Here is a 22,017-nt window from a genome sequence, read left to right on the forward strand (position 1 = left end):
AGTTTCAAATGAATGGTTTGTCCGGTGTGTGAAACTGCTCGGGGCGGATAACCGCTTGCCCCTGAGGGGCATCGCAAGTATCGTTTTATCAACCTTTGGAGGATAGCGTACGGATTGATATGTCAGGAGGACTGTCGATCAGATTGATCACGCGTCACTCAGGGATGATAACGCATAAAGAAATATCAGGATCATGGCAGAGCAAGCTGAAGATCAGGAACAGGACGTTTCGAACGGTGCTGCGACAGAATCGGTGATGGATGCACCGGGCGGCGGCGCACCTGCGCCTGCAGAATCTGAAGTACCATCTGAAGAAGAGGTTGAGGTCAGTACTGGCGGAAAAAGTGTCGAGATCGGCAATTTCCGTGTTTTCATGGACTTGCGGATGCCCGAATTCGATATGGGGCATTGCAAAGCCTATTCTGCTGATAACCTGCGCCGCGACGAGGGCAGTGCCTTTGCGATTGTGTCTGATCCGGTTTTGCCAACCCGCCAGGACCATATCAATTTCCTGACCGGCATGCATATGGCGGGTCAGATTGATCTTCTTGACTATGAGATCGCCTATTGGCCGCCATTTGGTCGCCGAACCATGGTGCTGTTCTATGAGAAGCCTGCAGGTGGAAAAGTATCCGCCAAGGACAATAAGAAGCTTCCCATTGATGAGCACGACATCGCGACCGTTGTGGTTGAACCGTTGATGAGTGTTATTCAGGCCTTTGGTGAAAAGGGGCTGGCACACCGAAACATCCGGGCAGACAACCTGTTCTTTGCTGATGCATCGCGCGAGAAGGTCGTTCTTGGTGATTGCGCCAGTGGTCCGCCCGGTTATGACCAGCCACTTGTCTATGAAACGACAGCCCGCATGAGCGCAGAACCCGCAGGTCGCGGGTCGGGCACGACAGAAGATGACTTCTATGCGCTGGGTATGACACTTGCGGAATTGGGAATTGGCCGACTGCCGCTCAAGAAACTGAGCGATCAGGAGGTCATGGACCTGAAGCTGTCCAAGGGATCGTTTCAGGCCATTGCCTCGCAGGAAAAGTTACCACTTGTTCTGATCGAGCCGGTAAGGGGGCTATTGTGTGATGACCCTGAAGAACGTTGGGGTTTGGCCGAACTGAATGCCTGGCTTGATGGACGGCGAACCAAGCCCGTGCAGGCTAATACGGAAAAACGTGCGGCACGTTCGCAGAACCTGGCCGGGCGGGATTATTACACGGTACGTGCGCTGGCACAGGGCATCGCCACGAACTGGGTCACAGCCCTTGTGCCCTTGCGTGACAGTACGGTCGAAATTTGGCTGCGTCGCGGGCTGGGTGACAATGATCGGGCAAAGGCCATGTCTGATGCCATGCGACAACTACAGTGGGCGGGAACCGACAAGAGATCAGCCGAAGATGTTTTGATTGCCCGGTCCATTCTGATTTTGGACCCGTCGGGACCGATTCGGTTCAAGGGCTTTTCGGCGATGATCGACGGCCTTGGCTTTATGCTGTCCTATGATGTTCAGCATGGTCGCGGGCCGCAACGTTTTGCCGATGTTATCGTGCGCGATATTCCGTCCTTCTGGTTCGCCCGGCAGGAAGGGTACAGCCCAGAAGTTCAAAAGCATCAGCAACTCTACAAAAATTTACGCTATTACATTCAGCAACAAAGCGCCGGTTATGGTTACGAACGCTGTCTTTATGCAACTGTGCGCAACCAGCATTGCCTGAGCCCGCTCGTGGAGCAGGAATATGTTGTGGATATTGGCGAACTAATGCCCGCGCTGGAAAAAGCGGCAGAAACAGCATCGGAAGAAAGCTGGCCGGTGGACCGCCATATCGCGGCCTTCATTGCAACCCGTCTGGAAGACGACGTTGAAGGCCAACTGATGGCGATGCAAAATCCGTCAGATGAAGTGGAATATAGCCGCGCCATCATCAGTATGTTGGCCATCGTTCAATGGCGTCATGGGCCGGATAATCTGCAAAACCTGTCGCACTGGGTGTCGCGCCTAATGGAGCCGGCGATCAAGGTGTTTCACAGCAAAGCGCGCCGAGAGCGGGTTGAGACAGAAATTCCCAAATTGGCGAAACGCGGCAATCTGGTTGAGCTGTACAACCTGATCAATGACGAACAGGAACGTCGCAAGGACCAATCGGAATTTGTTGACGCTGTTGCAGAATATTCCGAAGCCGAAAGCGAAGTGTTTGATTTGGAATCGTCAGGACCTGCACGCCTTGAAATGGCAGAAAAAGTCGGCCAGCAGGCGGCAGCATTCGCATCGACCATGATTGCGTTGCTGACGGTTTCAGCACTGTTCTTGATGTATATTTTTTAAGGTATCAGCATGGCAAAAGGTAAGGGTAAAGGTGCAAAAGGCGGTCGCAGCGCATTTTCCGGTTTGTCGGTTGTCGCATCCGCTGTGCTGTTGTTTATGGTCGCATTACCCACCTTCATTACGCTGACGGTCGGGCTGTTGCCATCTATGGCGGCCTTCATCTTTGATCGAAGCCCGGGCAGAACGATGGCACGCTGTGTGTTTGGTCTGAACTTTTCCGGTGTGGCGCCCTATATTCTTGAGTTATGGCAGGTGCCGTCTCAAACGGTTGGCAGCGCAACCCAGCAAATTTTCCAACCCCTTGCATTGTCGATCATGTATGGCGCAGCGGGGCTTGGCTGGTTGCTGTATCTTGCGATGCCACCGATTGTTGCAAATGTGCTGAACCTGTCGGCACAGCGCCGCGTAAGTGAACTGCGCAAGAAACAGCGTGGTTTGATAAAAACCTGGGGCGATAGTCTGATCAAGGAAGTCGACCGTTCGGGCAACTGAACAGGGTTCCGATCCGATTTTAATTTACAACGAAATCAAAAAAAAAGCGGCGGACAAATGTCCGCCGTTAGTCGTTACAAAGGGGGAAAAAGACGACAGTGTTCTGGTTAATGGGGAAGATCCGTGTGAATGGATTTCCGGACTTTCTCAAAGGCGCGAACTTCAATCTGACGAATACGTTCGCGTGAGATGCCATAGGCAACACTAAGATTTTCAAGTGTCACCGGGCTTTCAAGCAGGCGGCGCTGTGTGAGAATGTCGCGCTCGCGCTCATTTAGGTGCGACATCGCATTCTTCAACATACCCATCCGCTGCAGGAATTCTTCGCGTTTGCCAAACAGTGATTCCTGATCTTCTTCGTCGCTTTCAAGCCAGTCTACCCATTCGCCATCGCCGTCAACGCGCACAGGGGCATTGAGCGAATGGTCCGGGCCTGCAAGACGGCGGTTCATCATGATCACGTCGTCTTCGGAGACGTTAAGCTTGGTTGCGATCAGTTCGACCTGTTCTGGCTGCAGGTCACCTTCGTCAATCGCCTGCATCTGGCTTTTGAGTTTGCGAAGGTTAAAGAAAAGCTTTTTCTGAGCTGCCGTTGTGCCCATTTTCACGAGTGACCAGGAATGAAGGATATATTCCTGGATGGCGGCACGGATCCACCACATGGCGTATGTGGCAAGCCGGAAGCCCTTGTCGGGGTCAAATCGTTTAACAGACTGCAGCAGGCCGACATTGCCCTCGGAAATCAGTTCATTAATGGGCAGACCATAACCGCGGTAGCTCATCGCGATCTTGGCAACCAGACGCAAATGGCTGGTAATCAGTTTCTCGGCAGATTTGTCACAATCCTTGTCCCGGAAGTCACAGGCATATTGGACTTCTTGTTCGGGGGTAAGCATCGGGTAACGGCGTATACGCTGAAGGTACACAGTTAAACCATCTTTGGAGATGACTGGAAGAGCATTTCCCTGTTTCATTGAAGCCTCCCGTATTGCTTTCAAAAAGTGCATGTATCCCCTTGCACTTTCAAAAATCTTATACGGGGGTATTAGAGGTCGTCAATGAAAAAGTATACTATATGTCTAGTGTTAACTATTCATAGGTATAGGTTTAGGGCGCTTATGACCTCAGCCAGGTCATCTGGAATCGGTGCCTCGGTCGATATGTATGCACCCGTGCGAGGGTGTAAAAAACCCAGAGTTCTGGCATGTAGCGCCTGTTTGGTGAATTCATTCAAAACTGCTTGCGCCTTATGGTTGCACTTTAGGACAGCTTTATTGCGACCGTAAACTGGATCACACACAATTGAATGGCCGATATGGTGCATATGAACGCGGATTTGGTGCGTCCTGCCGGTTGCAAGGCGACATTCGACAAGAGATGCCAACGAGTCGTCGCGAGTCTTGAGTGTTTTATAGTGGGTTAGTGCGTATTTTCCGGTATTTTTTAGAACTGTCATCTTCTTGCGGTTGCTTGGGCTGCGGCCGATATTTCCCTCAATATCACCGACAAGGGGGCGCGGGGTTCCCCACACAACCGCAAGGTATGCACGATCAATATTTTCCTTATCCTCGGAAAACAGATTTGAAAGGGCACGATGGGCGGTGTCATTCTTGGCAACCACCATGGCGCCACTGGTATCCTTATCAAGCCGATGGACAATTCCCGGGCGTTTCACACCACCAATGCCCGACAGGCTGCTACCACAATGGGCCAGAAGCGCATTCACCAGTGTTCCGCTTTCATTGCCTGCGGCGGGATGAACAACCATGCCGGCAGGCTTGTTGATCACAAGAAGGTCGTCATCCTCGTAGAGCACATCAAGCTTGATGTCTTCCGGGGTTGGTTCGGCTTCTTCGGGTGGGGGGACGATTAGGTGAAAAATATCGCCTTCCCGTACCTTTGCCGACATCTTGCGCGCTGGCAGCCCGTTAAGCGTTAGTTGCCCGTCTTCAATCAATGCCTTGATGCGTGAGCGCGACTGATCGGGCCAGGCGCCCGCCAGCACCTTGTCAAGGCGGGCTCCTTCATCATCGTTTGTCGCTTTGTAGGTCAGACTGTCAGACATTGGCCGCTGTTGGTGTCTTTTCTATATTGGTCACTGTGAATTCGGAAATTGCGCTGTGTGTTGGCAGTTTTTAGCGTTTTGACCGGCGATTGCAACGAATTGCGACAATGGTTCATTTCATACCTGTGGTCAAACCGCGGTGTGATGTGTTGTTACCTTGCATTTGATCGTGCTTGTCGCTATGGCGTTGGAGAGTGTTTTGTGTGATCGCTCTTGGGCGAGCATGCGGGTTTCATCAAGCTTTGTCAGTTGGAAATACGATGCGTGTAGTTAAGGCTTTGGTTGCGTTTATGGGCGTTTTGATCGTGGTGGGCATTGGGCTTGTTGCCTATGGTCTGTCGCTGGACAAGAACGCAACGGATACAGAAACAGCCCCCAATGTTACCAAGCCGTCTGTGCCTGTTTCCGGTTCAGCAAACGCTGATGAATATGACACCCTGGCTGAATTTGGTGATATCGTCCTTGACGTTAAAGATGATGAACGGTTGGTCGGATATACAGTGCAGGGGGATCAGGTAACCTTGCACATCGAAGGTGCGAACGGAAATGGTGCGCGTCTGATTATTGTTTCTCTTGGCAAAAAAACAGTCCTTGGGCGCATTATCCTTAAACACGCAAACCAATAAAATTGATCCTTTGAGGGAAATACCGATCATGGAGAATGGGCAGCGACGGGGGCACACATCAACTTCGGCCTCTGGGGAAGTTGCCCATGTCATGCTTGCTGATGATCTGCATACGGAGATTTGCGACTTTGCTGCCTTGCAATGGCCCGAGGAAGCCTGTGGCCTGCTTGTTGCTGATCAACTGAACCCAAACCGGATCCTCCGGGTTGTATTTGCCAAAAACATTTCAGAACACCCACAGACAACGTTCGAAATTGATCCGCAAACCCTGATCAATACCCACCGTTCCGCCCGTGAGAGGGGCGAGCTGGTCGTGGGGTGTTTTCATTCACATCCCAATGGCAAGGCCCTGCCATCGCCCAAGGATTGCGAACGGGCTGATGAAGACGGGTTTTTGTGGTTGGTTATCGCAACGGCTCATTCCGGTGCGCTTGCAAGCGGGATGTATCGCGCCATTCACCGCCACCAGGATCAGGAAGAGACACAAGGCGCAGTTGCGCGTTATTTCCGCAAGTGCAAGCTGGTCAGTGATGCGTCCTGACCCCTAGGCGCTTTGGCTTTGTGGTGGCGTTGATGGCACATGTGCCTTGGGAACCTGATGCTTCATCATTGACTCAAGCGCCAGTACAAGAGCCAGTTCAATTTTCCCTTCCTTGCCCATACCCTTGAGAATGGATATCGACTTTTCGGCGCTAAATGGCGGCTTGTAGGAGCGTTCTTCAAGCAGTGCGCCCATGATATCGCAGATCGTCAGTATGCGGGTTAGGTCGGGGATATCCTGTGCCATTAGGCCATCGGGGTAGCCACTGCCATCAAGGTATTCATGGTGGTGTTTAACCCCGTGAAGGATATCTGGACTGACATTTCCCTGTTCCATGAGCTTGTTAAAGCCGTCAACGGGATGCCTTTTGATGATGGTGAATTCCTCGTCACTGAGTTTTCCCGGTTTATCGAGAATAGCGTCGGAAATCCATACCTTGCCGATGTCATGCAACAGTCCGGCCTGCGTCAGTTTGGCAATATCTGCTTTGCTCATTCCGGTATGTTGCCCAAATGCACAGGCAATACCGGTAACCAGCAGGATATGCTGAAATGTCGACTGGTGATAAACTCTGACTGTGCTAAGCCATTCGGCGATTCCAAGATCAGCAATCGAGGTGGCTATATTACTTCCGGCCTCTGCGATCTTGTCGATATCAACAGGAAGACCATCTTGAAGTCTGTCGAGACTGTTTTGAATGGCGTCTGCGCCGCCCTGAACGGATTTAACGGCCGTTTCCCCATGTATTCCAAGTGTTTCACGGCATTCTAGGATGTACTGTGCAACTGCCTTTTCCGTAAGAGGCTTGATGATTGTTTTACGCGCGCCCAGTGCCGTTGCCTGTAATTCATCCTGCAGATCATTTTTGCCGATCGCGAAGATTTGTTCGGCACCACGTTGCGATACCTTGCGAAATGCCTGCAGGCGGGAAATCATATCAGGATCACGTAAATCAACATCGACCATCAAAAGCATGATGTCGGCAGGGATTGGTTTTTTGGGATCAAGAATCCTGACGGCAAAGCCCATCAATGCCGTCGGAAAACGTCCCGGGCTTTCGCCATCATACAGGATGTGGATTATGTTGTTCTGGTGTTCTGTCACGGTTCACGTCTGTGTTGAAGTGGGGCAGGTCTTGGGCAAAAAAGAGTCGTCTAATTTATCAGTTGGTTTAACTTGATCCTGTTACAAGGACAGAGATTGGACAATTTGTTCTTTGGTTATAATGCCAACCAAGTTTTCACGCTCGTCAATTACTGAGATGTCTTTTCCTGTGGCAAGTATAATCGGAAGAATGTCCTCAAGTCTTGTGTCATCGGATACGACGGGGTGTTCCTGATCGATTATTTTTTGGTTGGCAGGGTCTTGCATTATGGAACGTGCACGTAAAACACGTGCGCGGTTAACATCGCGGGTGAATGCCTGAACATAATCATCAGCAGGCTTAAGTACGATTTCTTCCGGTCGACCAACCTGCACAAGCTTGCCGTCTTTCAGGATTGCGATCCGGTCCCCGATCTTTAGGGCCTCGTCCAGATCATGGGTGATGAAGACAATCGTCTTGTGAAGCTCCGCCTGAAGCTTCATCAGTTCATCCTGCATGTCAGACCGGATCAGCGGATCAAGGGCCGAGAACGCCTCGTCCATCAAAAGAACTTCTGGATCGGTCGTCAATGCGCGGGCAAGGCCGACGCGCTGCTGCATGCCACCCGATAGCTGATCGGGGAATTTGGTTTCATACCCGGCAAGACCAACCCGCTCGATCCATTTCGATGCGGCGGCTTCGCGCTCCTTGCGTGCCGTGCCCTGGATTTCCAGTCCATAGGCCACGTTATCCATCACATTGCGATGGGGCAGCAGGCCAAAGCGTTGAAACACCATGCCAAGCCGCTTGCGGCGAAAGGCATTCAGGGTCTGGATATCCATTGCAAGAATGTCTTCACCGCCAAACGAAATGCTGCCTGCGGTCGGATCGATCAGGCGATTAAGGTGTCGGATCAGGGTTGACTTCCCCGATCCCGAAAGCCCCATAACCACAAAGGTTTCACCCTGTTCAATCGACAGGGATACATCATGCAGGCCGACCGTGTTTCCGGTTTTGGCCAGGATTTCATCCTTGTCCGCGCCACCCTTTGCCAGTTCAAGTGCAGACTTTGGATCGGGGCCGAAGATTTTGAAAATATTGCGGATTTCGATATAGCTCATCACGCGTCCTCCGCATGGGGCTTGCGCTGGGATCGCTTGCCATAGGCCTGACCGATCCGGTCAAACACCACAGCCAAAAGGACAATCGCAATGCCGGCTTCCATGCCAGCCCCAACGTCCAGACGTTGAATGCCCATCAGGACCTGCTCACCAAGCCCGCGCGCGCCAATCATGGAGGCAATCACCACCATCGAGATTGACATCATCGTCGTCTGGTTGATCCCGGCCATGATGTTGGGAAGCGCCAGTGGCAACTGCACGCCAAACAGGATTTGCTTGCGGCTGGCCCCAAACGACCGCGATGCCTCAAGCACTTCCTGATCAACAAGCCGGATGCCAAGATCGGTCAATCGCATAACGGGCGGGGCGGCATAAATCACCGTGGCCAAGATTGCCGGAACCTTGCCCAAGCCAAACAGCATCAGGGCAGGGATCAGATAGACGAAACTTGGCATGGTCTGCATGGTATCAAGGATCGGCAACATGATGGCCCGCAGGCGATTGGACATCGCCATGGCAATGCCGACCGGAATGCCGATCAGAACCGAAAGCGATGTGGCAACAATCATCAGGGCCAAGGTCTGCATCGCCTTGTCCCACAGGCCCAGCGTGCCAATGATAAACATCGCCACGACCAGCCCGACCACAAGCTTCCAGTTCTTGCTGGCATGCCAGGTGATGGCTGCAATGGCGATCAGGACCACCCACCAGGGTGCACCACGCAAAACCTGCTCCAGCGCGACCAGAACCGTCAGCAAACTGTCGGCAAAGGCCTCAAACGCCGCGCCATAATTGATCACCAGCCAATCAACAAACTGATTGACCCACTTGCCCAAAGGCACATTCAACTGTTCTGGAAACATGGCGCGATTGGCCCGATCTGCTCAAAAAATCAATGAGCGTAACAGCCTAACAAGATCACTTCCCGCGCGCGACCGTTAATCGCACATGATCCGACCCATTTGGATTCTAATCTGAAGGGCAGGGGACATCGTATTGAAAATTGAAACGCTACCGTTTGCGAGGGTTCGATGATCACGGTGTTCTATGATGGAAAATGCGGACTATGTTCGCGCGAAATCAATCATTACAGAAAGATCGCATCTGAAGGCATCTTTGACTGGCGGGATGTGACAGAACACGCAAATGACCTTGAAAAACAGGGCGTATCCGTTGCTGATGGGCTGCAGCAATTGCATGCCAAAGATGCCAGTGGTCAGCTGCATGTCGGCGTTGATGCCTTCATTTTAATATGGCGTCAACTTAGGCGATGGCGCCTTCTGGGTGCCATCGTCGCATTGCCCATCATCCACCAGATCGCACATGTTGTGTATCGGGCATTTGGGAAGTGGCGTTTTAAGCGTCTTACCCATTGCCAGCTTGCGTCAACGCGTGGAGCATAGCAGGACGCTTGAGATTGAACGATAGGTTGGGCTGGTTGCTATCGAAGTTGTATCCTAGACTAAAAGAACACCCCGCAAGATACCTCCTGCGGGGTTTTTGCATTAGATTGTCGTGTCGAGGTTACAGCGCGCTTTCAACCCGTGCGGCGACCTCATCCGATACCCAGGATTTCCAGATGCCCGGCTTTTGCTTGAGGAAATGCATAGCGGCCCCGTCGGGCTTTTCGTTGTTTTCCTGCATGTAGGCCAGCATTTCCGAAACCAATGCGTTACTGGTTTCATAATTGGTCAGGAAGGTGATCAGGGTTGGTGCGGCGGCTTTAAACTCGTTATTCACACCAATCGTGATCGTACTTTGTGGGTAGGCGGTTGCCTTGGTCGGGTTTTCATCGGTTTTAAGCGCATCAAAGATCGTCTTGTCATAGGCGGGTTCTTCAAGACGCGTGCTGTCGTAAAGACCCATCACCCATGTCGGACCCCAATAGTAATAAAGGGCCGGTTTTCCGCGTTTATGCGCCGATGCGATGGCAGCCGAAAGGGCCGCACCGGTGCCGGGGCGGAAGTTGGTGAAGCTGTCATCAAGCCCATAGGCGCCAAGTTTAGCCGAATTAACCTTTTCGCAGACCCAACCTGACGGGCAGTTATAGAAGCGGCCCTTGCCGGGTTCTTCCGGGTCTTCGAATAGTTCGGTATATTTTGCCAGATCATCCACCGATTTCAGATCAGGCGCCATCGGTTCGATCCCGCGATCTGCATCGCCTTCGATAACAAAGCTTGGCACGAACCAGCCTTCGACAGCGTCATCAAAGTTAACCCCGATCTGGCTGACATTGCCGGCCTCTTCGGCCTTGGTCCAGGCTTCGGCAACATTGTCGCGCCAGATTTCCATCACGACATCGATGTCACCCTTGCCAGTGCCGGTCAGAAGCGGAATGACATCACCGGGCAGGGCATCGGTTTGACAGCCATAACCCTTTTCAATGATGAAACGCGCTACTGCGTTATGGAAAAGTGCGCTGTCGTAATTGAGCCCGGCAAACATCACCGGACGATCAATCTCGCAGGATGCGTCTTGCGCGTTTGCACTTGACGGAATTTGGGTAAATGCGAGGCCAGCGGCCATCAGCATTGCGGCTCCGGTAGGCAGGGTTTTCATCCTTCTGTCCCTTCGTTGTTGCGGTCCGGAATCGCATCAAATGCATGGTCTTTGCAGCAAGTGCCGCAACGGTTCGGATCAGACTTGATCCTTTGGTGAACATGACCGTGCCCCTGATACAGGTGCGCCAATTCTAGACATGGCAGTTGAATGGGCGCAACCCCGGGTATGGATTATAACGGCGACGTGATGTCGTTTGGATGCTGCTATAATTGCAGAATGCTCCTGACAGGGCTGGCAGGAGATGTCAGGTAATGTGATTTGAAGGTGCCCTATAAGACGCTGCCAATCCGTTCGTGAATTTGTCGGTACTTGGCGTTATGTTGGGCAAACAAAACATTGGGCAACGCAAAACCGGGGGCCGCCATGATGCATTCCAGTCTGTTCGTTTTTGATATCGAAACCGTGCCCGATATTGATGTCTTGCCGCAATTGACCGATGAAACCGCGCCTGATCCGGAAACCGGGCGCAAGATGCTTGAAGACTATCATCTTGAAATCACCAATGGCCGTAATGGGTTCCCGCGCCAACCATTTCACAAGGTTGTGGCGATCAGTTTCCTGCGCGCCACCATTCAGCGTGACGGTGATCTTGAAATGTATGAGATTGATGAACTGCGATCGGGTGGTGAGCTGTCATCCGATGAGAAGGACCTTGTGAATGGCTTCTTTGCCTATTGCGGTAAGCTTTATCCAAGACTGGTTAGTTTCAATGGACGTGGTTTTGATCTGCCGGTTCTGAAATACCGCGCGATGAAGCACGGGGTTTCGGCCCGCTGGCTGCATCAGGCCTCCAACAAATGGGAAAACTACACCGCGCGCTATGCACCGCATTGGCACTGTGATCTGGCGGAAGTCCTGTCTGACTACGGCGCATCGGCCCGGACCAAGATGAACGAGGTCTGTGCGGCCCTTGATCTGCCGGGTAAGACCGGGGTCGATGGCAGCAAGGTTTCCGACATGTATGACAATGGCGAGATTGACGGCATTCGCCGCTATTGCGAGACAGATGTTCTGAATACCTATTTGCTGTATTTGCGCCATGCGCTTCATACCGGATTGACCGATCACGATAGCTATAACCATGCGATCAACCTGACGGTCGGCTGGCTGGAAGAACGGGCAGCCGACATTCCGGCTTATCAGGAATTTCTGGATGCCTGGCGGGTTTCCAGTGACGGGTCGTTTAACGTGCTTTGAGCGCGGAAGCATTGGGGTGAAACGACAACTACATAAGTGAAGTTGATCACACTTTCCGACTTGTTTTGGTGAATCCTTATTGAATTAAATGCGAGTTGATCTTAATTGCATGGGTAGATGCAACTGAGTTGCACAGTCATGAGCATTAAACGCATTTAAAGTTCAACAGGGATCGTTCAAATGGATATCAAAAAACTTGTCGGTGGTGCTGTGTTTGGCGCGACGGCATTCGCCGCAACCGCTGCCAGCGCGCAAGAAGTGAATGTCTATTCACTGCGTCAGGCTTTTCTGGTCGAACCACTGTTTGAAAAATTCACTGCCGAAACCGGGATCGACGTCAATGTGATCTTTGCGGAAAAAGGCTTGGTGGAACGTATCAAGCAGGAAGGGGCCAACAGCCCGGCCGACATTTTGATGACCGTGGATATCAGCCGCATTCAGCAGGCCGTCGATGCCGGTGTGACCGAAGCCGTTTCCAACGGTACCCTTGCTGAAAATATCCCATCCCATCTGCGCGATCCCGAAGGGCACTGGTTTGCCCTGACCCAGCGTGGTCGTGCGATTTATGCTTCCAAGGACCGTGTGGCAGAAGGCGAGATCACGTCATATGAAGACCTTGCCGACCCGAAATGGGAAGGCCGCATTTGCACCCGCTCGGGTACGCATGTTTATAACGTCGCTCTTTTTGCCTCGATGATTTCCGTTCATGGTGAAGAAAAAGCCAAGGAATGGCTCCAGGGTCTTAAGAACAACCTCGCACGCAAGCCGCAGGGCAATGATCGCGCACAGGTTAAGGCGATCAAGGAAGGCGTTTGCGATCTGTCGATCGGTAACACCTACTATTATGGCAAGATGCTCGATAATCCGGACCAGCGCGCTTGGGCCGACGCTGTGAACCTTGTTTTCCCGAACCAGGATGGCCGTGGCATGTCGATGAATATTTCGGGCATGAGCCTGATTGCCGATGCGCCGAATCGTGACAATGCCATCAAGCTGATGGAATTCCTGACCAGCGACGAAGCCCAAAGCATCTATGCCGATGTGAATTATGAATATCCGGTCAAGCCGGGTGTTGAGTTCGCCGAAAACATCAAGGCTTGGGGCACGTTCAAGGCCGATAATCTCTCGCTGGCGGAAATTGCACGGCTTAGCCCGGATGCAATCAAGATGGTCGATGAGATTGGTTATAATGAGTAACCAAACGCTCTAACATCACGTGGACTTTTCGAAGGGATGGCAATGCGCCATCCCTTTTTCGTTGTGGCGGTGGGGATGTCACATCCACAAAAACACGGACTTACTGTCACATCATCGCGAGAATGAGGACTATAAGTGGTTTTCTGGCTTGCAATCCAAGCGCAGAGACCTTTAATTTCCCCAATGGCAAATACAAATCATTCCTAATTGCTGTGCTACCACACAGTTAATTTTTACCAATGGGGTATTCATGGTTTCTCTGCGCAAAACAGTCTTCGGTGTTGTTGTCGCGGCGATCGGGCTTTCGGCCCTAACGTCTGCGCAGGCTGCAGAGGAGGTCAATGTCTACTCGCTGCGCCAGTCTTATCTGATCGAACCGATGTTCAAGCGCTTTACCGAGGAAACCGGCATTCGCGTCAATACGCTGTTCTCACAAAATGGTTTGGTAGAACGCATAAAGCACGAAGGCCGCAATACCCCTGCGGACCTTCTGCTTACCGTCGATATCGGGCGTATTCAGGATGCGGTGGATGCTGATATTGCCCAGCCGATCGAAAGTGCTGTTCTTGAGGCCAATATCCCGGCCCAATTCCGTGATGAGAACAAGCTTTGGGTTGGTATGACCACGCGTGCGCGTGTGCTTTATACGTCGTTTGATCGTGTCGCGCCGGACGCGATTACGACCTATGAAAGTTTGGCAGACCCAAAGTGGGAAGGGCGCATTTGTGTCCGTTCGGCCATGCATGTTTATAACATTGCATTGATTGCCTCGATGATTGCCCATCATGGTGAAGAATACACCAAAACATGGCTGACAGCTGTGAAAGACAATCTTGCGCGCAAACCGCAAGGCGGGGATACCGATCAGATCGAAGCGGTGTCACAGGGCGTGTGTGATGTTGCGATTGGCAATTCCTACTATTACGGCAAAATGCTTGATGACCCGAATAAGGCCCCCGCAGCCAAGCAGGTGCGCATTGTCTTTCCCAATCAGGGCGACCGTGGCACACATGTTAATATTTCCGGTGTGGCGCTGATGAAGCATGCACCAAATAAAGCCAACGCGATCAAATTGATCGAGTTCCTGTCAGGGGATGAAGCGCAGCATATGTATGCTGACATCAATTTCGAATATCCTGTCAAACCCGGAGTTGCCTGGTCTGATCGGGTGCGGTCCTGGGGCCGGTTCACCCATGATGAATTGGCCCTCAACGTTGTTGCGGCCAATCGTGTTGCTGCAATTCGTCTGATTGATGAAGTCGGATTTAACGAATAGGGGCTTTGGCCGGGATTGCTGGGCTATTGGGGAAACTAGAGCATGAATATTTGCCTTTGACCGTTATTGCAGGCTATCAGGACCATGCAAGACGCCTTCTTGACGACGTGGGCTTCGACGACTGAAAACGGATACCAGCTTGAACAACGCTTGTCAGACGCCAAAGGATGATGACATTCGTCCGGCCGCCATTACAGAAGCCCTTGATCCGATGCGTGCGCCCAGGGGGCGCATGGCGATGCGTTGGTTGCCGCGCGGGCAGACTGCGTTCTGGCTGATTGGCGCATTTATTGTCGCCTTGATGGTTGCGGCCCCGATAGTTGCCGTAGCTTGGATTGCCCTGTTTCCAACAGAAAATATCTGGCCGCATTTGGCATCGACCATGTTGCCAAGATACCTCAAAAATACTGGCATCCTGATGTTTGGCGTCGGGGTTGGCGTGACCCTGATCGGGGTATCGTCGGCGTGGGTGGTGACCATGTGCCGTTTGCCGGCCAAGCGGTTCTTTGAATGGGCGATGCTGCTGCCGATGGCGGTTCCAGCTTATATCGTGGCTTACGTTTATACCGATCTTCTGGAATATGCCGGTCCGGTTCAGGGCGTGCTGCGTGATATATTTGGCTGGCAATCGGCGGCCGACTACTGGTTTCCTGATATCCGCACCAAGGGCGGGGCGATTATCGTGCTCAGCCTTACGCTTTATCCCTATGTTTATATGCTGGCCCGTGCTGCGTTTCTGTCGCAATCGATCTGCGCCATTGAAGCGGCCCGCATTCTTGGGCGCAGTGCCTGGAGTTCGTTTGCGACTGTGGCCTTGCCGTTGGCGCGCCCGGCCATCGTGGTTGGCGTTGTGATTGCGCTGATGGAAACGTTAAATGACTTTGGCACCATTGATTTCTTTGCAGTACATACCCTGACGGCGGGCATTTTCAACGTCTGGCTCGGCATGGGGAATGCTGGCGGGGCCGCACAGATAGCGCTGACGATGCTGGCTGTTGTGATTGCGCTCATGGTGATCGAGCGCTATTCACGTCGCCGCCAACGTTTCCACGACACCACCAGCCGTTTTCAGGAGTTGCCGGGCTATGATCTGGCGCCATTGGCAAAGATCGGGGCGCTTGCGGTCTGCATTTTGCCGATTGCACTGGGATTTATGATTCCGTCGTTGGTTTTGATTTATTATTCCATTGGTTATTTTGATCAAAGCTGGACAGCGGACTTCTTTGAATTTGCGGGCAACAGCCTTTTGGTGTCGGGGTTGGCAACATTGGTTGCCGTGGGCTGTGCGATCTTTATGGCTTATGCACTGCGCCTGTTTCCACAACCGCTTTTGAAGGTGTGTGTACGTTTATCATCGGTTGGCTATGCCGTGCCCGGTGCCGTGCTTGCGATTGGGGTGCTGATCCCGTTTGCACGTTTTGACAATGCACTTGATGCGGTAATGCGCGAAACGTTTGGCATATCGACGGGGCTGCTTTTAAGCGGGACGGTGTTTGCGCTGGTGTTTGCCTATGCCGTGCGGTTCATGGCGGTGTCATATGGCTCGATTGAGGCCGCCCTGGGTAAGGTGCGGCCAAGCATGGATGATGCAGCGCGTACCCTTGGTGAAAGCCCGTGGGGCACACTAAAACGTATTCATTTCCCGATGGTTCGTGGTGGCATTCTTGCGGCATCGGTTCTGGTGTTTGTCGATGGCATGAAGGAACTTCCGGCAACACTGATTCTGCGCCCCTTCAATTTTGATACGCTGGCGACCCATGTCTATCAATTCGCCAAGGATGAGATGATCGAACAGGCCGCACTTGGTGCACTGACGATTGTTTTGGTCGGCGTCATTCCGGTTGTCATGCTTAGCCGTGCGATATCAAAATCCCGTCCGGGACATAGTGGACAATCCTGATGATCGAGGGTGATGTTCAGGCTAAGCTCATGACACATCATCCGGTACGGTCACAACCCAACGCAGGCAGGCAGTTCAACAGATGCAAAATATCAAACCGGGACTGACAACGCTTTCTGATGCATTGGCCATCGCGTTTTCGGATGTCGCCATCATGGCCAAAACAGAAGAACGACTGATAAGTGATTGTTTCGGCGCGGTCTTGCGCGAAGACGTTGTCGCCGGGGTTGCTGTGCCATCGGTTGATAATTCGGCCATGGATGGCTATGCCCTGCGTCATAGCGATCTTGGATCGCTTGACAGATCAGTGCCGGTTGTGGGCGTGTCACTTGCGGGGCATCCATATGCAGGCACGCTTCCCAAAGGGGCGGCGGTGCGGATTGCGACGGGGGCCGCAATCCCCGAAGGCGCTGACTGCGTGGTTATTCAGGAAAATGTAACGGTAAACAGTGATGAAACGGTAATTGTGATCAAACAGGATGTGCTTGATCGAACTGCAGTATACCAAAACATCCGCTGGGCTGGCGAAGACATCAAAACAGGTGACGTTGTTTTGCGAGCAGGGACGGTCTTGCGCCCGCAGGACATTGCCGTTGTTGCCGGGCAGGGGCGCGGCACGCTTAAGGTTGCAAAACCGCTAAGGGTTGCAGTTTTTTCGACCGGGGATGAATTGTCCAAGCCTGGGGATCCGTTGCCACCAGGCGGAATATATGATTCCAACCGTTTTGCGATGATTGGGATGCTGCGCGATATCGGATGCTCCGTAACCGATCTTGGACTGTTGGCTGATGATTTTGATGTTTTGCAAAACGCCTTGGCATCTGCGGCAAAAGATCATGACGTGTTAATGACATCGGGTGGTGTTTCTGTCGGTAAAGCGGACGTGTTAAAACCGGTTGTAGAACAGTTGGGCGAGATCACCGCATGGAAGCTTGCCATCAAACCGGGCAAGCCATTGATGCGTGGCAAGATTGGCGATTGTCTTGTGATCGGTCTGCCTGGAAATCCGGTTTCGGTATTGGTATCGGGATTATTGTATGTAGCGCCACTGTTGCGTCATGCCATGGGGGCAAATCATGCGCAGCTTGAACCGACGCGTATGCCGGTACGCGCCGGATTTGATTTTACGCGTATGACCGGGCGTCGTGAATGGCTGCGTGCACGGCTGGTCCAGAACGATGACGGCGCGTTTGAAGCGATTGCCTTTGCATCGACAAGTTCGGGAATGCTGTCTTCGATGGTTTGGGCGGATGGGTTGATCGAGCTGCCGGAAAATTGCGGACAGGTCAAAAGGGGCGATGAAGTGCTGTATCTGCCCCTTCGTGGGCTGCAATAAAACCCGTTGATACTGATCTGGATCATTGCGCGGAAAGTCGTTTTGACGAATTGTTAGAGCCGTTCCAATTCGTGCGAGGGTGCCCAATGACGATATCGGTGACGTTTTGTGGTGCGGCAGGCGGGGTTACAGGATCCTGCTATTTAATTCAGTCCGACACGGGAAACTTCCTTGTCGATTGCGGGATGTTTCAGGGCAGCAAGACCGTTCGCGAACTTAACTACAACCCATTCCCGTTCGATGTTGGGCGTATTTCTGCCGTTCTGCTGACCCATGCGCATATTGATCATACCGGCCTTGTCCCCAAACTGGTTAAGGCAGGCTATGGCGGCCCGGTCTATGCCACAGAGCCGACATGCGATCTCCTGACCTATATGTTGCCGGACTCCGGATATATTCAGGAAAGCGAAGTTGAACGTCTGAACCGCCGCAATGCGCGTCGCGGTCGACCAGAAGTAACACCGATCTATACCCGCGAAGATGCTGAAAACACACTTCTGCAGCTAAAGAAGGTGGAATATCACCATTGGATCAATGTGTTTGACGGCGTGCGTGCGCGTTTCTGGGATGCAGGACATTTGCTGGGATCTGCATCGATTGAGATTGAAGTTGACGATGCGGCCCAACAAGGCAAACCGACGCGTTTGCTTTTCTCCGGTGATGTCGGCACAGGAGAAGCTGTGTTCAATGCAGCACCTGAGGCCCCCAAGGATATTGATTATCTGTTTGTTGAAACGACTTACGGTGACCGTATTCGACGCGATATTGATGATGAAGAACGGCGGGCATTGTTGGCGACAGAAGTGCGTGAAGCCCTCAAAGCCGGTGGCAACCTTGTTATTCCAAGCTTTGCCGTTGCGCGGACACAGGAACTTCTTGTCGATTTGGCGCATTTGTTTAATCGCGGGGAACTGCCGCCAGCAAATGTGTTTGTCGATAGCCCGTTGGCCCAGCGCGCGACCGATGTTTTTGCAAGACACCTCGATCGTCATGATGCTCAGGCCCTTGCTCATCCAAAATTTCACATGGTTCCTGACGTTCAGGCCAGCAAGCAACTTGCCCAGGTAAGCAGCGGGGCGATCATTATTTCAGCCAGTGGCATGTGTGATGCCGGGCGTATTCGTCATCACCTGAAAAACAATCTGTGGAAGTCAAACAGCACGGTGCTTCTGGTGGGGTTCCAGGCGGCGGGATCGTTTGGCCGTGTTCTGCAGAGGGGCGCCAAACATGTCCGTATTCATGGAGAAGAAATTGAAGTGCGGGCACGTATCCGAACCCTGGATGTGTATTCCGGCCATGCTGATCAGGACATGCTGCTTCGCTGGACGCAGGATAGACTACCCGTATCACATCGCATTTTTCTTACCCATGGTGAAGAAGGGGCACGGGCGGCATTTCGTGAAGTTTTGATCGGGCAGGGAATTGACGCAAAATTGATAGCCATGCCGATGCTTGATGATACCGTGACATTGGTGAAAGGAAAGACGAAACCCGAAGCATTGCAAGCGCGGCTTTCGGGGGAGGAATTGTCGCGCGAGGACTGGCACAATCTCTATGCGCAAACAGTGACATCACTTTCGGAAAAGCTGCGTTCTCTGAAAACTGCAGGCGAAAGGCAGGAGTTGCTCGAAAAAGTCTTGCGCAATATCGGTCCAGTGTGAGAGCAATTACCCGGCGGCCAAAATAGGCTATAACAAGGCGTCACGGATTTACTTGCCAAAGCACGAGAACCTGTCAACCTGATAGTAGGTTGTGCAGGCTCATGGGATCACTACGCAGACGGGCGAACATATGTCAATCGTAGGGAACACCGGATATCGGGTTCTTATTTACAGCCATGATACATTTGGGCTCGGGCATTTGCGCCGTTGCCGGACGATTGCGCATGCGTTGGTCTCGCAACGTGATGATGTGTCAGTTCTGATCCTGTCCGGATCGCCAATCATTGGTAGTTTTGAATTCAGGTCAAGGGTAGATTTCGTTCGTATTCCGGGCGTCATCAAGCTGTCGAACGGCGAATATACGTCGCTGAACCTTAATATCGATGTCGATCAGATTTTGGCAATGCGGGAATCCATCATTCAGCATACGGCTGATGTTTTTAATCCGGACATGTTTATTGTCGACAAGGAGCCGCTTGGTTTGCGCGGCGAGGTCGAGTCCACGCTTCGGATGTTGCGCCATCGGCGTACACGACTTGTGATGGGCCTTCGCGATGTGATGGATGATCCGGTAAACCTGCGCGAAGAATGGGATCGCAAAAAGTGCGTGCCGGCACTTGCAGATTTGTATGACGAAATCTGGGTGTATGGTCTTCAGGAAATCTGCAATCCGTTGGAAGGCATTGATTTGCCGCCGGGTGTTGAAAACAAGATGTCTTACACGGGATATTTGCCACGTACCGCGACGCGACGTCCGGCACCGGAACATGGCGCACTTGGTCTTGAAGAACCGTATTATCTTGTTACGACGGGGGGCGGTGGCGACGGCGTTAATCTGGTTGATTGGGTAATCAGTGCCTATGAAGCCGACCCGGACATTCCTGTTCCGTCGCTTATTGTGCTTGGGCCGTTCATGGGGCCAGCCCAACAGAACGCTTTTATGAAACGGGCTGAAAAGCTTGATAAAGTCTCGGTCATTACGTTTGACGCCAATGTTGAGATGCTGATGCATAACTCTGCCGGGGTTATCGGCATGGGTGGGTATAATACGTTTTGTGAAATCCTGTCTTTCGATAAGCCTGCTGTGATTGTACCGCGCACGGTGCCGCGCCTTGAGCAATATGTCCGTGCAGCAGCGGCGGAAAAGCTTGGTCTGATCAAGATGCTGACCGAAGATGGTGGGCGCGATCCGCGCGAAATGGCAAATGTGCTTCATGGTTTGATTGATCAGCCAAAACCGTCACATGTGACGGTACCCAATTTGATGGGCGGGCTGGATCGGGTTGGCGAACTTGTTGATCGCTGGCTTCCGCCGCAAATGGCTGCAGAATAAACGCATCGGGAATAACATTGATGACACGCGACAATCTGGCAATCGTGGTCAAGGGGTATCCGCGATTGTCGGAAACCTTTATAGCGCAGGAAATTCTGGGAATTCAGCAAACAGGCATTCCCTATCGCATTGTGTCGCTTCGTCATCCAACAGATAAAAAACGCCACCCAATCAACGAACGCATTACAGGCTCTGTCGATTATCTTCCGGAATACGTCTATCAGGAACCACTTCGCGTGCTGTGCGGGTGGTTTAAGGCGCGCACGTTTCCCGGCTATCGTCGGGCCTTCAATATCTGGTGGCAGGACTATCGTCGTGACCGGACTTCAAATCGTGCCCGGCGTTTTGCCCAGGCATTGGTGATGGCAGCCGAACTTCCTGAGGATATAACCCGTATCTATGCCCATTTCCTGCATACCCCGGCCTCGGTTGCGCGATATTGCGCGCTTATTCGCGGGCTGCCGTGGTCGTGTTCTGCACACGCCAAGGATATCTATACCAGTCAGGACTGGGATATGCGCGAGAAGTTGCGTGATATGGACTGGCTGGTGACCTGCACCAAGGCCAACGTCGATTATCTGCAAACACTGGCCGAGGATCCGGATAAGGTCTACTTGCTGTATCATGGGTTGGATTTTTCGCGTTTTCCCGAAGAGCTTCCGGACCGTCCCCTTAGAGATGGTAGCGACGCAAGCAATCCCGTAACCATTCTTTCGGTCGGACGTTTGGTTGGCAAGAAGGGCTATGACGATTTATTGCGTGCCTTGGCAAAATTGCCAGATCGGTTGCACTGGCGTTTTGTTCATATCGGCGGTGGAAACGGCGAAAAATATCGAAAACTTGCTGCTGATCTTGGCATTGAAGATCGCTGTGATTGGCAAGGTGCGCGGGATCAGAAAGAAGTGATCGCAGCCTGCCAGTCATCAGATTTTTTCGTTCTGGCCAGCCGCATCGAGAAGGATGGTGACCGTGATGGTTTGCCAAATGTCCTGATGGAAGCCCAGCTTTGTGGCCTGTCGGCGGTTTCGACTGCGATTTCAGCTATTCCTGAGCTGATCGAAGACGGGGTGAATGGCAAGCTTGTACCGGAACGTGATCCCGCGGCACTTTCCGCTGCCCTCGAAACGATGATTTCTAATCCCAAGGTCCGCAATGAAATGGGACGCAAAGGGAATGAAATTGTGCGCCGTGACTTTTCGTTCCATCGTGGCATGAAAGATTTGGCAGTGCGTTTCGGCGCTCCTTCGTCGCCAAACGCAGAAGAAAATAGCACGGCTCAACAATCTGCCGCTGAGTAGGA

At 52.4% G+C, this 22,017-nt stretch carries 19 protein-coding genes; 13 read left to right on the forward strand and 6 right to left on the reverse strand.

Features of this window, described 5'->3' with window-relative positions:
- The first annotated feature begins 193 nt into the window (after positions 1 to 193).
- A complete protein-coding gene (locus JF44_RS0113440) occupies positions 194 to 2,326 on the forward strand; it encodes a serine/threonine-protein kinase (protein ID WP_033069511.1) in 2,133 nt (710 codons plus the stop codon).
- 9 nt (positions 2,327 to 2,335) lie between these two features.
- Entirely contained in the window at positions 2,336 to 2,818 is a 483-nt protein-coding gene (locus JF44_RS0113445) for a hypothetical protein (protein WP_033069512.1), read from the forward strand.
- Positions 2,819 to 2,925: 107 nt separating this feature from the next.
- On the opposite strand, the gene rpoH is transcribed toward JF44_RS0113445, so the two are convergent.
- Together rpoH and JF44_RS0113455 are read right to left on the reverse strand one after the other, a co-directional pair.
- On the reverse strand, positions 2,926 to 3,792 hold the full coding sequence (gene rpoH, locus JF44_RS0113450; RefSeq protein WP_033069513.1) for an RNA polymerase sigma factor RpoH: 867 nt from the start codon (positions 3,790 to 3,792) through the stop codon (positions 2,926 to 2,928).
- A 119-nt stretch (positions 3,793 to 3,911) separates the two neighbouring features.
- Positions 3,912 to 4,883 (reverse strand): RluA family pseudouridine synthase, encoded by a 972-nt coding sequence (locus JF44_RS0113455; RefSeq protein ID WP_033069514.1) that lies wholly within the window; start codon positions 4,881 to 4,883, stop codon positions 3,912 to 3,914.
- 260 nt (positions 4,884 to 5,143) lie between these two features.
- On the opposite strand from JF44_RS0113455, the gene JF44_RS0113460 reads away from it, so the two are divergent.
- Together JF44_RS0113460 and JF44_RS0113465 are read left to right on the forward strand one after the other, a co-directional pair.
- Positions 5,144 to 5,509: a hypothetical protein gene (locus JF44_RS0113460; protein WP_033069515.1), complete on the forward strand. Its 366-nt coding sequence runs from the start codon at positions 5,144 to 5,146 to the stop codon at positions 5,507 to 5,509.
- A 91-nt stretch (positions 5,510 to 5,600) separates the two neighbouring features.
- Positions 5,601 to 6,050 carry a M67 family metallopeptidase gene (locus JF44_RS0113465; RefSeq protein WP_052065890.1) on the forward strand — a complete coding sequence of 150 codons (450 nt, stop codon included), beginning with the start codon at positions 5,601 to 5,603 and terminating at the stop codon, positions 6,048 to 6,050.
- A gap of 3 nt (positions 6,051 to 6,053) precedes the next feature.
- Here the strand turns inward: JF44_RS0113465 and JF44_RS0113470 are convergent, their stop codons facing one another.
- The 3 genes from JF44_RS0113470 to JF44_RS0113480 form a co-directional block, all read right to left on the reverse strand.
- The gene (locus JF44_RS0113470) at positions 6,054 to 7,154 is read right to left on the reverse strand and encodes an HD-GYP domain-containing protein (protein ID WP_052065899.1); all 1,101 of its coding nucleotides are present in this window, start codon (positions 7,152 to 7,154) and stop codon (positions 6,054 to 6,056) included.
- Positions 7,155 to 7,235: 81 nt separating this feature from the next.
- A complete protein-coding gene (locus tag JF44_RS0113475; RefSeq protein ID WP_033069516.1) occupies positions 7,236 to 8,255 on the reverse strand; it encodes a quaternary amine ABC transporter ATP-binding protein in 1,020 nt (339 codons plus the stop codon).
- On the reverse strand, positions 8,255 to 9,118 hold the full coding sequence (locus JF44_RS0113480; protein WP_033069517.1) for an ABC transporter permease: 864 nt from the start codon (positions 9,116 to 9,118) through the stop codon (positions 8,255 to 8,257). The genes JF44_RS0113475 and JF44_RS0113480 overlap by 1 nt, the downstream gene beginning before the upstream one ends.
- A gap of 168 nt (positions 9,119 to 9,286) precedes the next feature.
- Between JF44_RS0113480 and JF44_RS0113485 the strand changes: the two genes are divergently transcribed.
- Positions 9,287 to 9,658: a thiol-disulfide oxidoreductase DCC family protein gene (locus tag JF44_RS0113485; RefSeq protein ID WP_033069518.1), complete on the forward strand. Its 372-nt coding sequence runs from the start codon at positions 9,287 to 9,289 to the stop codon at positions 9,656 to 9,658.
- Positions 9,659 to 9,779: 121 nt separating this feature from the next.
- Here the strand turns inward: JF44_RS0113485 and JF44_RS0113490 are convergent, their stop codons facing one another.
- Positions 9,780 to 10,814 (reverse strand): ABC transporter substrate-binding protein, encoded by a 1,035-nt coding sequence (locus JF44_RS0113490; RefSeq protein ID WP_052065901.1) that lies wholly within the window; start codon positions 10,812 to 10,814, stop codon positions 9,780 to 9,782.
- Between the two features lie 366 nt (positions 10,815 to 11,180).
- On the opposite strand from JF44_RS0113490, the gene JF44_RS0113495 reads away from it, so the two are divergent.
- The 8 genes from JF44_RS0113495 to JF44_RS0113530 all read left to right on the forward strand — a co-directional run bounded on the left by JF44_RS0113495 (position 11,181) and on the right by JF44_RS0113530 (position 22,015).
- Positions 11,181 to 12,014 (forward strand): 3'-5' exonuclease, encoded by an 834-nt coding sequence (locus JF44_RS0113495; protein WP_202901515.1) that lies wholly within the window; start codon positions 11,181 to 11,183, stop codon positions 12,012 to 12,014.
- Between the two features lie 180 nt (positions 12,015 to 12,194).
- Positions 12,195 to 13,211, forward strand: coding sequence for a Fe(3+) ABC transporter substrate-binding protein (locus JF44_RS0113500; protein ID WP_052065903.1), 1,017 nt, complete (start codon positions 12,195 to 12,197; stop codon positions 13,209 to 13,211).
- Between the two features lie 250 nt (positions 13,212 to 13,461).
- Entirely contained in the window at positions 13,462 to 14,487 is a 1,026-nt protein-coding gene (locus JF44_RS0113505) for a Fe(3+) ABC transporter substrate-binding protein (RefSeq protein WP_081944450.1), read from the forward strand.
- 139 nt (positions 14,488 to 14,626) lie between these two features.
- The gene (locus JF44_RS0113510) at positions 14,627 to 16,387 is read left to right on the forward strand and encodes an ABC transporter permease (protein ID WP_238318453.1); all 1,761 of its coding nucleotides are present in this window, start codon (positions 14,627 to 14,629) and stop codon (positions 16,385 to 16,387) included.
- An 82-nt stretch (positions 16,388 to 16,469) separates the two neighbouring features.
- On the forward strand, positions 16,470 to 17,723 hold the full coding sequence (locus JF44_RS0113515; protein WP_033069519.1) for a molybdopterin molybdotransferase MoeA: 1,254 nt from the start codon (positions 16,470 to 16,472) through the stop codon (positions 17,721 to 17,723).
- 86 nt (positions 17,724 to 17,809) lie between these two features.
- A complete protein-coding gene (locus tag JF44_RS0113520) occupies positions 17,810 to 19,384 on the forward strand; it encodes an MBL fold metallo-hydrolase (RefSeq protein WP_033069520.1) in 1,575 nt (524 codons plus the stop codon).
- A 130-nt stretch (positions 19,385 to 19,514) separates the two neighbouring features.
- Positions 19,515 to 20,717, forward strand: coding sequence for a glycosyltransferase family protein (locus JF44_RS0113525; protein ID WP_033069521.1), 1,203 nt, complete (start codon positions 19,515 to 19,517; stop codon positions 20,715 to 20,717).
- A gap of 20 nt (positions 20,718 to 20,737) precedes the next feature.
- A complete protein-coding gene (locus tag JF44_RS0113530; RefSeq protein WP_033069522.1) occupies positions 20,738 to 22,015 on the forward strand; it encodes a glycosyltransferase family 4 protein in 1,278 nt (425 codons plus the stop codon).
- The last annotated feature ends 2 nt before the right edge of the window (positions 22,016 to 22,017 follow it).

It is taken from the genome of Thalassospira australica (genome assembly GCF_000763295.1).
In the GTDB taxonomy this organism is placed as follows: domain Bacteria; phylum Pseudomonadota; class Alphaproteobacteria; order Rhodospirillales; family Thalassospiraceae; genus Thalassospira; species Thalassospira australica.

Coding starts and splice junctions, on each gene's coding strand:
- JF44_RS0113440 (WP_033069511.1), top strand. CDS start 194: ATGGCAGAGCAAGCTGAAGATCAGGAACAGGACGTTTCGAACGGTGCT.
- JF44_RS0113445 (WP_033069512.1), top strand. CDS start 2,336: ATGGCAAAAGGTAAGGGTAAAGGTGCAAAAGGCGGTCGCAGCGCATTT.
- rpoH (WP_033069513.1), bottom strand. CDS start 3,792: ATGAAACAGGGAAATGCTCTTCCAGTCATCTCCAAAGATGGTTTAACT.
- JF44_RS0113455 (WP_033069514.1), bottom strand. CDS start 4,883: ATGTCTGACAGTCTGACCTACAAAGCGACAAACGATGATGAAGGAGCC.
- JF44_RS0113460 (WP_033069515.1), top strand. CDS start 5,144: ATGCGTGTAGTTAAGGCTTTGGTTGCGTTTATGGGCGTTTTGATCGTG.
- JF44_RS0113465 (WP_052065890.1), top strand. CDS start 5,601: ATGCTTGCTGATGATCTGCATACGGAGATTTGCGACTTTGCTGCCTTG.
- JF44_RS0113475 (WP_033069516.1), bottom strand. CDS start 8,255: ATGAGCTATATCGAAATCCGCAATATTTTCAAAATCTTCGGCCCCGAT.
- JF44_RS0113480 (WP_033069517.1), bottom strand. CDS start 9,118: ATGTTTCCAGAACAGTTGAATGTGCCTTTGGGCAAGTGGGTCAATCAG.
- JF44_RS0113485 (WP_033069518.1), top strand. CDS start 9,287: ATGATCACGGTGTTCTATGATGGAAAATGCGGACTATGTTCGCGCGAA.
- JF44_RS0113490 (WP_052065901.1), bottom strand. CDS start 10,814: ATGAAAACCCTGCCTACCGGAGCCGCAATGCTGATGGCCGCTGGCCTC.
- JF44_RS0113495 (WP_202901515.1), top strand. CDS start 11,181: ATGATGCATTCCAGTCTGTTCGTTTTTGATATCGAAACCGTGCCCGAT.
- JF44_RS0113500 (WP_052065903.1), top strand. CDS start 12,195: ATGGATATCAAAAAACTTGTCGGTGGTGCTGTGTTTGGCGCGACGGCA.
- JF44_RS0113505 (WP_081944450.1), top strand. CDS start 13,462: ATGGTTTCTCTGCGCAAAACAGTCTTCGGTGTTGTTGTCGCGGCGATC.
- JF44_RS0113515 (WP_033069519.1), top strand. CDS start 16,470: ATGCAAAATATCAAACCGGGACTGACAACGCTTTCTGATGCATTGGCC.
- JF44_RS0113520 (WP_033069520.1), top strand. CDS start 17,810: ATGACGATATCGGTGACGTTTTGTGGTGCGGCAGGCGGGGTTACAGGA.
- JF44_RS0113525 (WP_033069521.1), top strand. CDS start 19,515: ATGTCAATCGTAGGGAACACCGGATATCGGGTTCTTATTTACAGCCAT.
- JF44_RS0113530 (WP_033069522.1), top strand. CDS start 20,738: ATGACACGCGACAATCTGGCAATCGTGGTCAAGGGGTATCCGCGATTG.